The organism is Streptomyces sp. NPDC032822, assembly GCF_055578825.1.
In genome coordinates this window covers 146987-160492 of sequence record NZ_JBVIOL010000011.1, presented here as the reverse complement: position 1 = coordinate 160492, position 13506 = coordinate 146987, and the positions used below count along the sequence as shown (strand labels likewise).

General features: G+C 70.9%; 11 protein-coding genes. 4 read left to right on the top strand and 7 right to left on the bottom strand.

The window, feature by feature from the left end; all coding sequences use genetic code 11:
* Positions 1–124: 124 nt before the first annotated feature.
* The 3 genes from ACZ5VD_RS29115 to pgsA are packed head-to-tail and all read right to left on the bottom strand — an operon-like array spanning position 125 to position 2954.
* A complete protein-coding gene (locus ACZ5VD_RS29115; RefSeq protein ID WP_468552226.1) occupies positions 125–1294 on the bottom strand; it encodes a glycosyltransferase family 4 protein in 1170 nt (389 codons plus the stop codon).
* Positions 1291–2211, bottom strand: coding sequence for a phosphatidylinositol mannoside acyltransferase (locus tag ACZ5VD_RS29110; RefSeq protein ID WP_468683771.1), 921 nt, complete (start codon positions 2209–2211; stop codon positions 1291–1293). The genes ACZ5VD_RS29115 and ACZ5VD_RS29110 overlap by 4 nt, the downstream gene beginning before the upstream one ends.
* Entirely contained in the window at positions 2208–2954 is a 747-nt protein-coding gene (gene pgsA, locus ACZ5VD_RS29105) for a phosphatidylinositol phosphate synthase (protein ID WP_468683839.1), read from the bottom strand. The genes ACZ5VD_RS29110 and pgsA overlap by 4 nt, the downstream gene beginning before the upstream one ends.
* A 196-nt stretch (positions 2955–3150) precedes the next feature.
* On the opposite strand from pgsA, the gene ACZ5VD_RS29100 reads away from it, so the two are divergent.
* Together ACZ5VD_RS29100 and ACZ5VD_RS29095 are read left to right on the top strand one after the other, a co-directional pair.
* On the top strand, positions 3151–5349 hold the full coding sequence (locus tag ACZ5VD_RS29100) for an elongation factor G-like protein EF-G2 (RefSeq protein ID WP_468552228.1): 2199 nt from the start codon (positions 3151–3153) through the stop codon (positions 5347–5349).
* A gap of 194 nt (positions 5350–5543) precedes the next feature.
* Positions 5544–7196 (top strand): hypothetical protein, encoded by a 1653-nt coding sequence (locus ACZ5VD_RS29095; protein WP_468552229.1) that lies wholly within the window; start codon positions 5544–5546, stop codon positions 7194–7196.
* Positions 7197–7308: 112 nt separating this feature from the next.
* Here ACZ5VD_RS29095 and ACZ5VD_RS29090 read toward each other — a convergent pair whose 3' ends face one another.
* A complete protein-coding gene (locus ACZ5VD_RS29090) occupies positions 7309–7869 on the bottom strand; it encodes an HIT family protein (RefSeq protein WP_468552230.1) in 561 nt (186 codons plus the stop codon).
* Between the two features lie 66 nt (positions 7870–7935).
* On the opposite strand from ACZ5VD_RS29090, the gene ACZ5VD_RS29085 reads away from it, so the two are divergent.
* Entirely contained in the window at positions 7936–8613 is a 678-nt protein-coding gene (locus ACZ5VD_RS29085) for a potassium channel family protein (RefSeq protein WP_468552231.1), read from the top strand.
* A 104-nt stretch (positions 8614–8717) separates the two neighbouring features.
* Here the strand turns inward: ACZ5VD_RS29085 and thrS are convergent, their stop codons facing one another.
* From thrS to ACZ5VD_RS29070, 3 genes are all read right to left on the bottom strand, one after another.
* Entirely contained in the window at positions 8718–10694 is a 1977-nt protein-coding gene (thrS, locus tag ACZ5VD_RS29080; protein WP_468552232.1) for a threonine--tRNA ligase, read from the bottom strand.
* A gap of 90 nt (positions 10695–10784) precedes the next feature.
* Positions 10785–12017: a hypothetical protein gene (locus ACZ5VD_RS29075; RefSeq protein ID WP_468552233.1), complete on the bottom strand. Its 1233-nt coding sequence runs from the start codon at positions 12015–12017 to the stop codon at positions 10785–10787.
* The gene (locus ACZ5VD_RS29070) at positions 12014–12580 is read right to left on the bottom strand and encodes a DUF4365 domain-containing protein (RefSeq protein ID WP_468552234.1); all 567 of its coding nucleotides are present in this window, start codon (positions 12578–12580) and stop codon (positions 12014–12016) included. The genes ACZ5VD_RS29075 and ACZ5VD_RS29070 overlap by 4 nt, the downstream gene beginning before the upstream one ends.
* A 192-nt stretch (positions 12581–12772) precedes the next feature.
* On the opposite strand from ACZ5VD_RS29070, the gene ACZ5VD_RS29065 reads away from it, so the two are divergent.
* The gene (locus ACZ5VD_RS29065; RefSeq protein ID WP_468552235.1) at positions 12773–13498 is read left to right on the top strand and encodes an exonuclease domain-containing protein; all 726 of its coding nucleotides are present in this window, start codon (positions 12773–12775) and stop codon (positions 13496–13498) included.
* Positions 13499–13506 lie beyond the last annotated feature (8 nt).

Genomic DNA, 13506 nt, shown 5'->3' with positions numbered 1-13506 from the left:
CCGAGCCCTCGGTCTCTCCCGAGCCGCAGACCTCGGTCCCCCGCGAGCCCGACCCTTCGGTCCCTGCGAGCCCTGGCCTCGGTTCCTGCGAGCCCTGGCCCTCGGTCCCCGCGAGCCTTGGTCCTCAGTCCCGTGCCAGGCCCAGTCTCGCCCGCAGCCCCGTCGTCCGCTCGTCGTCCGCGGCGGCGACCGCCTCCGTTCCGGAGGTGACCGTCTCGTAGACGGACAGGATGTCCGCGCCGACCGTCGACCAGTCGAATCGCCGTACGTGCGCGCTGCCGCGGCGGCGTAGTTCGGCCAGTCTCTCCGGGTCGCCGAGGAGTCGTACGGCCGTCTCGGCGAGGGCGTCCGCGTCCTCGTTGGCGAAGAGCGCGCCGGCCGCGCCCTGGTCGAGGACCTGGGCGAAGGCGTCCAGGTCCGAGGCGAGCACCGCGGCACCGGCCGACATCGCCTCGACGAGGATGATGCCGAAGCTCTCGCCGCCGGTGTTGGGGGCGACGTACAGATCCACGCTGCGCAGGAAGCGGGCCTTGTCCTCGTCGCTGACCATGCCGAGGAACTCGACGCGCGGGCGGAGTTCGGCGGGCAGCGACTCGACCGCCTCCTCCTCGTCGCCGCGTCCGGCGACCAGCAGCCGGGTCCCCGGGCGCTCGGCGAGGATCTTCGGCAGGGCCTTCATCAGTACGGGCAGGCCCTTGCGGGGCTCGTCGATGCGGCCCATGAAGCCGATCGTGTCGCCCTGCCACTCGGCCTTGGGCTCGGCCCGGGCGAAGAAGTCGACGTCGACACCGTTCGGGATGACGACGGCGTCGCCGCCGAGGTGTTCGACGAGGGTGCGCCGCGCGTACTCGCTCACGGCGATCCGGGCGCTGATCTTCTCCAGGGCGGCCTGGAGGATCGAGTACGCGGCGATCATGGCCCGGGAGCGCGGGTTGGAGGTGTGGAAGGTGGCGACGATCGGGCCCTGCGCGGCCCAGCAGGCCAGCAGGCCGAGGGAGGGCGAGGACGGTTCGTGGATGTGCACGACGTCGAACGCGCCGTCGTGCAGCCAGCGCCGTACCCGGGCCGCCGACAGGAAGCCGAAGTTGAGCCGGGCCACCGAGCCGTTGTACGGCACCGGCACCGCGCGGCCGGCCGAGACGACGTACGGCGGCAGCGGGGTGTCGTCGTCGGCCGGGGCGAGGACGGACACCTCGTGGCCGAGGCGGATGAAGTACTCGGCGAGATCGCGGATGTGGAACTGGACCCCGCCCGGGACGTCCCAGGAGTAGGGGCAGACGATGCCGATCCTCACGCGGTCCCCCCGTCGGGAGAGCGCGCGGGGTCGAGATCCTTGAGCCACAGTCGCTGCAGCATGTGCCAGTCCTCCGGATGGTCGGCGATCCCCGTGGCGAAGGCATCGGCCAGCGCCTGTGCCATGACAGACGTCTTCTCGGCCCGGGTACCTGACTCGGGGACCTCGACCGGGGGATGGACCCGGCCGCGCATCACGGGCGAGTCGTCGTACCAGAGCGTCACCGGCAGCAGCAGGGCGCCGGTCTGCTGTGCGAGCAGGGCCGGACCGGCCGGGATCCGGGTGGTCTCGCCGAAGAACTCGACCTCGACGCCCGAGGACGACAGGTCCCGTTCGGCGACCAGGCAGACCAGGCCGCCGTCGCGCAGCCGCCTGGCGAGCGTCCCGAAGGCGGTGCCGCCACTGTGCGGGAGGACCTCCATGCCCAGGCCCTCCCGGTAGGCGACGAAACGGTCGTACAGCGTCTCCGGCTTGAGGCGTTCGGCGACCGTGGTGAACGGTGTCTCCAGCTTGGTGGTGACCCAGGCGCCGGCGAGGTCCCAGTTGGCCATGTGCGGCAGCGCGAGGATGACGCCCTTGCCGGCCGCGAGGCCGTCGGTGAGGTGGTGGAGGTCCTTGGCGTCGAAACCGTTCCTCACCCGCTCCGCGCTCCAGGCGGGGAGCCGGAAGGACTCCATCCAGTAGCGCAGGTACGAGCGCATGCCGGCGCGCGAGAGCTCGGCGAGGCGCTGCGGGCTCGCGTCCGGCACCACGCGCGCGTAGTTGCTCTCCAGGCGCCTGACGCCCTTGCCGCGCTTCTTCCAGGCGAGGTCGGCGATGCTCTGCCCGAGGCGGACGGCGACGGGCTCGGGCAGCTTCTTCACCACGCCCCAGCCGAGCCCGTACAAGGCGTCGGTGACCCGCTCCTGGGCGCTCACTTCGCCGCCTCGCTCCCCCGGGTCTCCTGGGTCTCCTGGGTCTCCTGCTCCTGGGCGGCCTCCGCCTCGGCGGACTCCCGGCGGACCGTGACGACCCGCTGGATCAGCGTGACCAGGCTGCCGACGGCCACGATCCACAGCGCGACGGGCAGCAGGTACTGGATGCCGGGGACGCCGAACGCGTGCATCCCCGCGAGACCGGCCGCGACCAGCGAGATCACCAGGCGCTCGGCGCGCTCGACGAGCCCGTTCACGGCGACCGGCAGGCCGATCGACTCGCCTCGCGCCTTGGTGTACGACACCACCTGGCCGCTGGCCAGGCAGAAGATCGAGACCGCGCACAGGGCGATGTCGTCGCCGCCACCCGCGTACCAGAGGGCGAAGCCGCCGAAGACCGCGCTGTCGGCGACCCGGTCGAGCGTGGAGTCCAGGAAGGCGCCCCAGCGGCTGGAGCGGCCGAGCTGGCGGGCCATGTTTCCGTCGACGAGGTCGGAGAACACGAAGAGCGTGATGACGATCGTGCCCCAGAAGAACTCGCCCATGGGATAGAAGACCAGCGCGCCCGCGACCACACCGGCGGTGCCGATGAGCGTCACCGTGTCGGGGCTGACGCCCCGCCGGATGAGAAACGCGGCGAACGGTGTGAGGACACGCGTGAAGAATGCACGCGCGTACTTGTTCAGCATGGCCTTCCCGAGGGTCGGTGTGGCCGAGCGGCCCCTGCTGGCCACCGGCTGGCCCATCGTAGCCACGCGCGCGCCCGGGCGACGGCCGGGCACCGTCGGCCGGTGTCACGGCGGGATCGCGTCCGCTGTATGGACGCACCGTGACCGGAGTGGAAAGCTCGAAGAACACCGCGGGCGTCACCGTTGCCGCCACCGCACGCGGGTCGGTATGTCCGCGCCCACAGTGACCTCACCGTGCACGGGAGGCAAGGCCATGGGCGACAAGGCGAACACACACCCCGGAGCCGCCGGCAGGGCGACAGCGGCCGACCGACCCGCGTCCGTACGGAATGTGGTGCTGGTCGGCCACTGCGGATCGGGCAAGACGACATTGGTGGAGGCCCTCGCGCTGACCGCGGGGGCCGTGAACCGGGCGGGCCGGGTGGAGGACGGCGGCACCGTCTCCGACTACGACGAGATCGAGCACCGGCAGCAGCGCTCGGTGCAGCTCTCCCTGGTACCGGTCGACTGGGACGGGTACCGGATCAACCTTCTCGACACCCCCGGATACGCCGACTTCGTAGGAGAACTGAGGGCCGGTCTGCGCGCGGCGGACGCGGCCCTCTTCGTCGTCTCCGCCTCGGACGGGGTGGACGGCTCGACGCGCATGGTGTGGGAGGAGTGCGCGGCCGTCGGTATGCCGAGGGCGATCGTCGTCACGCATCTGGAGTCCGCGCGGGCGGACTTCGAGGAGATGACCCGGATCTGCGCGGAGGCCTTCGGCGGCGACGACCCCGACGCCGTACTGCCCCTGTACCTGCCGCTGCGCGGCCCGCAGGCACCGGACGGGCACGCGCCCGTGACCGGGCTGATCGGGCTGCTCTCGCAGCAGCTGTTCGAGTACGCGTCCGGGGAGCGCAAGGAGTCCGAACCGGACGAGGACCAGCTGCCGCTGATCGAGGAGGCCCGCAACCGGCTGATCGAGGGGATCATCTCGGAGAGCGAGGACGAGACCCTCATGGACCGCTACCTCGGCGGCGAACAGATCGACGTCACGACCCTGATCGAGGATCTGGAACGGGCCGTCGCGCGCGGGGTGTTCTTCCCGGTCCTGGCCGCCGCCCCCGCGGCCGAGGGCGCCCGGCAGGGGCTCGGCACGGTCGAGCTCCTGGAACTGGTCACCCGCGGTTTCCCGACCCCCCTGGAGCGCACGGCGCCCAGGGTCACCACGGTCGACGGCAGGCCGCGCGAGCTGAAACTGTGCGATCCGGACGGGCCGCTGGTCGCGGAGGTCGTGAAGACGTCGTCCGACCCGTATGTGGGCCGGATCTCGCTGGTCCGGGTCTTCTCGGGCACGCTGCGCCCGGACCAGACCGTGCACGTCTCCGGGCACGGGCTCGCCGACCGGGGCCACGAGGATCACGACGTCGACGAGCGGATCGGCGCGCTGTCGGCCCCCTTCGGCAAGCACCAGCGGGCACTGACCCACTGCATCGCCGGGGATCTCGCGTGCGTGGCGAAGCTCGGCCGCGCGGAGACCGGGGACACCCTCTCGGCCAAGGACGACCCGCTGCTGATGGAGGCGTGGGAGATGCCCGACCCGCTGCTGCCGCTGGCCATCCAGGCGCACAGCAAGGCGGACGAGGACAAGCTCTCCCAGGGGCTCGGCAGGCTGGTCGCCGAGGACCCGACCATGCGCCTGGAGCAGAACCAGGACACCCACCAGGTGGTGCTGTGGTGCCTGGGCGAGGCACACGCCGACGTCGCTCTGGAACGGCTGCGCACCCGGTACGGCGTCCAGGTGGACGTGGTGGCCCACAAGGTCTCCCTCCGGGAGACGTTCGCGGCCAGGTCCGCGGGGCGTGGCCGGCATGTGAAACAGTCCGGCGGGCACGGGCAGTTCGCGATCTGCGAGATCGAGGTGGAACCGCTGCCCGGCGGTTCGGGCATCGAGTTCGTGGACAAGGTGGTCGGCGGGGCGGTGCCGCGCCAGTTCATCCCGTCCGTCGAGAAGGGCGTAAGGGCCCAGGCCGGCAGGGGAGTTGCCGCAGGGCATCAGCTCATCGACATCCGGATCACACTGCTGGACGGCAAGGCGCACTCGGTGGACTCCTCCGACGCCGCGTTCCAGACGGCCGGTGCGCTGGCGCTGCGGGAGGCGGCGGCCGACGCGGCGATCCATCTGCTGGAGCCGGTGGCGGAGGTGACCGTCCTGGTCGGCGACGACTACGTGGGCGCGGTGATGAGCGACCTGTCCGGGCGGCGCGGCCGGGTCCTCGGCACGGAACAGACCAGCGGTGGACGGACGCTGGTGCGGGCGGAGGTGCCCGAGATCGAGATCGGACGGTACGCCGTCGATCTGCGTTCCCTGTCCCACGGCACGGCCCGCTTCAGCCGCTCGTACGCGCGACACGAGCCGATGCCGCAGCAGATCGCCGAACGGGTCCGCGAAGAGGCGGGCAGCGCCCCGTAGTTGGTCCCGGTCGGCCCCGGGTGCCACACCGGTGACGTTTGCGGAACGTTCCCCTCCGTGTCGGCGGGCGGCTTCGGCCGTCCGCCGACGAATGTCGGTGCCTGCGGATACGCTGATGACCTGATCAACAGGTGTGCGGAGCACGGAAGTCGGGAAAGCCGCAGGAGCGAGACCGGCGGCGAGTGGGGGCGGGAATGACCTTTGAGGACTTCTTCGGGCCGCAGGTGCCGCGGCCCGGCAGCGGGGGGCAGGGCCCCACGTTCGCCCTCGCCTCGGCGGCCTATCGGGACACCCCGATGGAGGAGATCAAGAAGGCCGACAACGAGTGGCACCAGTCGACGGTCAACGCGGGCCGCAGCTGGGCGAAGATCTTCCGCCCCAACTTCGGCGAGGCGTACTCCCACGCGGTGATCGACCGCATGCTGGGCGTCGGCCGCAAGCCGCTCATCCAGTCCTTCGGCAGCGAGCCGCAGATGGTCGTCGAGCACTGCCTGGCGGCCACCCGCATCCGCCGGGAGCGGGACAAGAAGCTGACCGGCCTCATGCTGCTGTGCGGGGTGCTCTTCCTGCCCGGCCTGCTGGTCTGGCTGCTCGTCTTCCAGATCCGGGCCACCGTGGGCAGGACGGGCGACAAGCGGTTCTCCGGGCTCGGCACCGTCCTGCTGGTCGGCGTCGCCGCCCTCGCCGTGATCTTCCTCGTCCGGATGCCGTTCACCGGCCTCGCGGGGTGGTACGCCCGCGGCTGCATCGTGGCTCCGGTGGCCGGCTGGTTCCTCGCCAGGTGGGTCAGCGAGAAGACCGCGCAGGACCTGCGGGAACGCTGGAACGGTCTGCTGTCCGGCGGCAGCGTCGGCGCCAAGGTCCCCGAAGCGGTCCCGAGCAGCCCCGACCAGGCCGCGGCCGAACAGCTGCGCCAGTCCCTGGCCCGGCTCAGCGCCGAACAGCAGTCCAACTCGATCTTCTACGCCGGCCCCAAGGGCATACTCGGCATGGGCACCCGCTGGGGATCCTGGCACCTCGCCGAGGAGATGATCCCGACCGACCCGATCAAGGGCATCCACGAGTTCCGCAGCTGGACCGTCATCCGGGAGATCAACAAGGAGTTGAGCGTGCTGGACCGCCAGCAGCTCAAGACCGGCGGCTTCCCGGCCCCGACGGTGTCGGACTGGATCGCCACGCACGTGGACGAGAACGCCAAGGCGGTGACCAGGCCCGAGGGGACCGACGTCGAGGCGTACCGGGTCAGGCCGAGGGCCGTCGAGGACATCTGCAACAACAACCAGTTCGACGTCGGCGACCGGCACTACCTGGGCGTGCAGTGGGCCCACCTGTGGAACGGCGATCTGATCCTCACCATGATGATCTCCGTGACCGTGCTCAAGGAGACCCTGCGCATCGAGGTCACCGGACACGCCCTGGGCCCGGTCAACAAACTGTTCAGCGGCAAGCCGATGGCCCCCAGCAAGCAGGTCGCCAAGACCGTCCGCTTCTGGGAGACCCGGACGGTCAAGCTTCCGCTGATCACGCCCGACGAGGTGGTGCGGCTCGCCGCCCGGGCCACGGTCAGCTGGTATCCGCCCCTGCTGAAGTGGCTCGGCGGCTCCATAGGCCTGCCCGAGCCCTTCGGCCTGCGGCACGCCTGGGCGGACCAGCCCTGGAAGCACCGCTTCATGGCCGACGACGCCCTGCGCGCCGCCGCACCGATCCTGCGCGCGGTGCACCGGGCCACGCTCAGGGTGCTCAAGGAGCACGACGTCGACGTCGACAACTTCGTCTCCCGCGCGTCGTCCCTCAGCGGAGCCGTCCAGGACGTCGCCCCGAAGAAGGCCGACACCTACGACGCGTAGATCCAGCCGTCGGCGCGCGGCACGAGCGGTCTCGGGCCGGCGGCGCGAGGCCGAACCGTCTCGGGCCGTCGAAGCGAAGCACGGGCTCGCTCAGGCCGCGCCCACGTGCGACTCAGGTCGTCGGCCAGGCCTCCGCCAGCATCTTCCGGGTGTCCGCCAGGAGCTGCGGCAGCACCCTGGTGTGGCCGACCACCGGCATGAAGTTCGTGTCGCCGCCCCAGCGCGGGACGATGTGCTGGTGGAGGTGGGCCGCGATGCCGGCACCGGCCACCGAGCCCTGGTTCATGCCGATGTTGAAGCCGTGCGCCCCGGACGCCGTGCGCAGCGCGGTCATCGCCTGCTTGGTCAGCGCGCCCAGCTCGGCCGTCTCCGCGTCGGTGAGGTCCGTGTAGTCGGCGACGTGCCGATAGGGCACGACCATCAGGTGTCCGCCGTTGTACGGGTACAGGTTGAGCACCGCGTAGACCTGCTCACCGCGCCGGACGACCAGCCCGTCCTCGTCGGATTTGGCCGGGATCGAGCAGAAGGGGCAGCCGTCGTCGGCACCCGGGCCGGTCGGCTTGTTCTCACCCTGGATGTAGGCCATCCGATGGGGAGTCCACAGACGCTGGAACGCGTCCTGGGTCCCCACGCCCCACTGCTGCTCCGGCTCACTCGTCATGCAGTGAAGCATATGGCTTCGCCCATTCGCGCCGTGTCGCCGGGTTGTGCGAAAAGCGTCCCGCGCCAAGCTGGGCCGGTGGACGACGACAGTGCACCGCCGAGGGACGACGAGGGCCGCACGGCCCGCTGGGAACAGCGCACGGAAGGCCCGCTCGGCCTGGCCTCACTGGTCTTTCTCGCCGCGTACGCGGTCCGCGTACTCGCCGATCTGCCCGGCTCGCTGCTCGACGTCTGCCTCGCCCTGACGCTGGTCGCCTGGGCGCTGTTCGCCGTCGACTACGCGGTGCGCTGGCGGCTGAGCGGGCAGCGGCTGCGCTTCGTCCGGACGCATCTGCTGGACACCGTCGTACTGATCCTGCCGCTCCTGCGACCGCTGCGCGTGGTCAAGGTCTACGAGGCCGTGCAACGGCGGCACGGACGCCCCCGGCTGGCACTGCACGCGCGCGTGATGGTCTACGCCGGGCTGGCGACGGTCCTCCTCGGCTTCGCGGGCGCGCTCGGTGTCTACCAGCAGGAACACTCGGCACCGGACGCGACCATCCGGACCTTCGGGGACGCCGTGTGGTGGACCTGCGCGACCCTCGCCACCGTCGGCTACGGCGACGTGGCCCCCGTCACCGGCCCGGGTCGGCTGATCGCGGTCGGGGTGATGGCCATCGGCCTGGCCCTGCTCGGCGCGGTGACCGGGACGTTCGCGTCCTGGCTGCTCCAGGTCTTCGCACGGGAGGACGACGACGGGCCCCGGGAAGGATGAACTCTCCCGGGGCCCGTGACAACCCCGCGTGCGTGGGGAGCAAGGAACCTTCTGCTTGCGGCCATGGCGAATCTTGGGGCCGTCCCCGAACCCGGGGAGCAGAATCAGACCTGCACTCGACGCTCCACGACATCAACGAGCTTGGCCATCGCCTCGTCCCGCGGAATGCCGTTCTCCTGCGAGCCATCGCGGTATCGGAACGACACCGTGCCCGCGTTCATGTCGTCGTCCCCGACGATGATCATGAACGGGACCTTCTGCTTCTGAGCGGTCCTGATCTTCTTCTGCATGCGATCCGACGACGAGTCGACCTCGACACGCAGCCCCTTCTTCTTCGCGTCAGCGGCGAACTTCTCCAAGTACTCCACGTGTGCGTCGCCGACCGGGATGCCGACCGCCTGCACCGGCGCCAGCCACGCCGGGAACGCCCCCGCGTAGTGCTCCAGGAGGACCGCGAAGAACCGCTCGATCGAGCCGAACAGGGCACGGTGGATCATGACCGGGCGCTGCTTGGAACCGTCGGGGGACGTGTACTCCAGCTCGAAACGCTCCGGCAGGTTGAAGTCGAGCTGGATCGTCGACATCTGCCAGGTGCGGCCGATGGCGTCCTTGGTCTGGACGGAGATCTTCGGGCCGTAGAACGCGGCGCCGCCCGGGTCCGGGACCAGGGGCAGGCCCTGCTTCTCGGCGACCTGGCGGAGCGTCTCGGTGGCCTCTTCCCAGGCCTCGTCGGAGCCGACGAACTTCTCCGGGTCCTTGGTGGACAGTTCCAGGTAGAAGTCGTTGAGCCCGTAGTCGCGCAGGAGTTCCAGCACGAAGGTGAGCAGCTTGTCGAGCTCCTCGGACATCTGCTCACGCGTGCAGTAGATGTGCGCGTCGTCCTGGGTGAAGCCGCGGGCCCGGGTCAGGCCGTGCACGACGCCCGACTTCTCGTAGCGGTACACGGTCCCGAACTCGAAGAGGCGCAGCGGCAGTTCACGGTAGGACCGGCCGCGCGCGTCGAAGATCAGGTTGTGCATCGGGCAGTTCATGGGCTTGAGGTAGTAGTCCACGCCCTCGTCGAGCTGCATGGGCGGGTACATGCCGTCGGCGTACCAGTCCAGGTGGCCCGAGGTCTCGAAGAGCTTCCCCTTCGTCGCGTGCGGGGTGTAGACGAACTCGTAGCCCGCCTCCTCGTGGCGGCGGCGCGAGTAGTCCTCCATGACCCGGCGGATGATGCCGCCCTTGGGGTGGAAGACGGCGAGGCCGGAGCCGATCTGCTCGGGGATCGAGAACAGGTCGAGCTCGGAGCCCAGCTTGCGGTGGTCGCGCTTCTCGGCCTCGGCGAGGAAGTCGAGGTGCGCCTTCAGCTCGTCCTTGGTCGGCCAGGCGGTGCCGTAGATGCGCTGGAGCTGCTTGTTCTTCTCGCTGCCCCGCCAGTACGCCGAAGCATTGCGCATCAGCTTGAACGCCGGGATGAGGCGGGTGGAAGGCAGGTGGGGACCGCGGCAGAGGTCCTTCCAGCACAGGTCGCCGGTCTTGGCGTCGAGGTTGTCGTAGATCGTCAGCTCGCCGGCGCCGACCTCGACGTCCGCGCCGTCGTCGCTGGAGGCGGAGCCCTTGAGGCCGATCAGCTCCAGCTTGTACGGCTCGTCGGCCAGCTCCTCGCGGGCGGCCTCGTCGGTGATCACCCGGCGGGAGAACTTCTGTCCCCGCTTCTGGATCTCCTGCATCTTCTTCTCGACGGCCTTGAGGTCCTCGGGCGTGAACGGCTTCTCGACGTCGAAGTCGTAGTAGAAGCCGTCCTTGACCGGCGGGCCGATGCCCAGCTTGGCGTCGGGGAAGAGCTCCTGCACGGCCTGCGCCATCACGTGCGCGGTGGAGTGGCGCAGGATGTTCAGGCCGTCCACGGAGGAGATCTCGACGGCCTCGACCTCCTCGCCCTCGGACAGGACGTACGACAGGTCCTTGAGCTCGCCGCCCACGCGCGCGGCGATGATCGACCGCTCGCCGGTGAAGAGCTCGGCGGCCGTGGTGCCCGTCGTCACCACGCGTTCTTCCCGCTCGGAATCGCGTTGGATGATCACACGGACGTCTGACACCGGTCTCTCCTGACTGAAGGCGGATGCGGCGCCATACCGAGGGCGCGCGCAATAGGGGATCGTACCGACCCGGCACCGCCCTCCGCGAAATCAGTCCTCGCCGCAGGCCTCCTCGAAGAACGCCGTGATCTCCGCGGTGCCCTGCGAGGACTTCATCAGCCGGTCCTTGTCCGCCTCGTCGACCTGGACCGGTTCGACCCCGGAGGCGTCCGTGAGCCGCCGGAAGCCGCCCCTGCTCTCCAGCCGTCCGTGCACCCGCACCGGCAGCCCCACGAGGTGCGCCTGCCCGGCGACGCGGTACGACTCCTCGTCGAGCGACAGGCGTACGTAGGGGATGTCGGCGCCCGCGATCACCCGCAGCCGGACCGTTCCCCGGCCGCGCGGCCCCGACCTGCGGAGCCGGACCACCGCTCCGGTGACCCGCACCGGCACGGAGGGCTCCTCTCGCAGATAGCGGGCGCCGGCCTCGCGCAGGGCGGGCAGGTCGCCCGGCGAGAACTCGACGGCCTCGACGGGGGCCGCGCACCCTTCGGGGACACCGGCGGCCGGCGCCCACTCCACGCCGATGCGGGCGCCCTCCGTGCCGCGTACCAGGGCGATCAGCGCCTCGGTGAGCTCGCGGCTGACGCCCGCCTCGACGGCGCCGTCGAAGGCGTCCATGCCGCCGGTGGCCCGCTGGTAGTCGATGGCCTCACGGGCGGCGTTCAGGGCCTGGTGGAGACGTACGGCGAGGGGGCGGCCGGTGTCGACGGGCACGAAGGCGGTGAGCCGACGGCCGCCGGTGGCGGAGCCGACGAGGATGTCGTCCAGGGAGGCGACGGCGGTACGCCGGTGGCGGACGCCGTAGTAGCCGGCTCGCGCGCGCGTGGCGAGCGCTCCGGCGAGCAGCATCTGGCGGGCGGCCGAGCGCAGTTGTTCCTCGACGGTCCAGGGCGTGGCTCCGCCCGGGCCGGTGGGGACGTCCCGCCACCAGCGGATCTCGTCGCTGGGCACGGCGAGGGAGAGCAGCACCTCGCGCGCGGAGGGTGTTCCACTGCGGGACAGCGCGAGGAGGGCCTCGCCGAGCAGGTCCTCGCTGTCGGGGAAGGCCCGGTTCTCGGGCACGAGCAGACTCGTCACGCTGCCGCCCGGTCCCGGCGGGGTCCAGCGGCCGTACCGTCCGGGCGCTCCCCCGCGCCGCTGCCAGCCGTGCCGGCGCAGCAGGGCGGCGAGCACGGCGGGGTCGACCTGAGCGGGTTCGGGGGGCCGGCTCCAGGCGGCCGTCCGGTCGACGGGGTGTGGCCGGACCTGCCTCAGCGGTTCGTCCAGCGGGCGGTGCGTCATGGTCTGCCTCCCGTCCCGACCCGCGTCATGATCTCGCAGAGCGCCCGGTCGTCGAAGATGCGCGAGGTCGGTATCCGCACGGTGGTCCGGGTCCGCCCGGTGACGGCGTGACCGGCGAGGTTGACCCAGTAGCAGCAGTGTCTGAGGTCGAGCCGGTCGTGGCCGGCGCGGAGCCAGTCGTCCTGGGCTCTGGGCACGAGCATCACCACGAGGATCTTGTGGACCGAGACCGGGGTGCGGGCGAGCTTGCGCAGGTGGTCGTTGTCGAGCGTGAAGGAGAAGGAGCGGCCCGGCGGGTTGGGCGGGACCTGGTAGGTGCACTTGAGCTGCACCTTGATGGTCACCTCGTCGTCGACGGTGTGCCCGGGCGAGCCGTGACTGACGTGCCAGTCGATGCCGTTGTCCGGAAACGGCTGGGACAGCGAGCAGCCGGCGGCCGCCGCGACCGCGTGCAAGTAGCCCACCTGCAACGTTTCCATGCAGGCGGTGGTGGCGAGTGTGCCGCGATGGGGGCCCGTGCGTTCGGGCAGCAGCCCGCCCCGCTCGGGCTGCGCTATCGCCATGACCAACAGCCTTCCAAGCCAGGTTGAATGCCCACTCCGGGGCCAGTCGAATCCTGCGCCGGGTCGCTGAACTGCAAAGACCCGTACTCCTGTTGTGTCCTTCCGGCGTACGGCGCAAACAGCCCGGGTATCACCAAACGGGGCAGAAGACGGGGCGTCAGCCGCCGCGGGTGAACAAGGGGTTGAGTAGATATGGCTTGCTGGTACGAAGGGCCCCTGGCCGCATTCGACACGGAGACCACGGGTGTCGACGTCGAGACCGACCGGATCGTGTCGGCCGCCGTCGTCGTCCAGGACGCCCCGGGCACCCGGCCGCGGGTGACCCGGTGGCTGGTGAACCCTGGCGTGCCGGTGCCGGCCGGGGCGACGGAGGTACACGGACTGACGGACGAGCATCTCCAGCGCAACGGCCGCTGGCCCGCTCCGGTGATGTACGAGATAGCCGAGGTGCTGGCCGAACAGGCCGTCGCGGCGCGGCCGTTGGTGGTGATGAACGCGCCGTTCGACCTGACGATGCTGGACCGGGAGTTGCGCCGGCACCGGGCCTCGTCGCTGGACCGCTGGTTCGACTCCTCGCCGCTGCTGGTGCTGGATCCCCGGGTCCTCGACAAGCATCTGGACCGCTACCGCAAGGGCCGCCGCACCCTGACCGACCTGTGCGCCCACTACGGCGTCTCGCTGGAGGGCGCGCACGACGCGGGGGCCGACGCCCTGGCGTCGCTGGATGTCGTACGCGCGGTGGGGCGCCGGTTCGCGGCCCGGCTGGAGCGGCTGAGCCCCGGCGAACTGCACACCCTGCAGTCGGTGTGGCACGCGGCGCAGGCCCGGGGCCTGCAGGCGTGGTTCGCGCGCAGCGGCTCGGAGGAGTCGGTGGACCCGGCGTGGCCCCTGCGTCCGGACCTGCCCGCGGCTGCATGAGGAAGGGG

Coding starts and splice junctions, on each gene's coding strand:
- ACZ5VD_RS29070 (WP_468552234.1), bottom strand. CDS start 12,580: ATGGCGATAGCGCAGCCCGAGCGGGGCGGGCTGCTGCCCGAACGCACG.
- ACZ5VD_RS29090 (WP_468552230.1), bottom strand. CDS start 7,869: ATGCTTCACTGCATGACGAGTGAGCCGGAGCAGCAGTGGGGCGTGGGG.
- pgsA (WP_468683839.1), bottom strand. CDS start 2,954: ATGGGCCAGCCGGTGGCCAGCAGGGGCCGCTCGGCCACACCGACCCTC.
- ACZ5VD_RS29075 (WP_468552233.1), bottom strand. CDS start 12,017: ATGACGCACCGCCCGCTGGACGAACCGCTGAGGCAGGTCCGGCCACAC.
- ACZ5VD_RS29065 (WP_468552235.1), top strand. CDS start 12,773: ATGGCTTGCTGGTACGAAGGGCCCCTGGCCGCATTCGACACGGAGACC.
- ACZ5VD_RS29100 (WP_468552228.1), top strand. CDS start 3,151: ATGGGCGACAAGGCGAACACACACCCCGGAGCCGCCGGCAGGGCGACA.
- ACZ5VD_RS29095 (WP_468552229.1), top strand. CDS start 5,544: ATGACCTTTGAGGACTTCTTCGGGCCGCAGGTGCCGCGGCCCGGCAGC.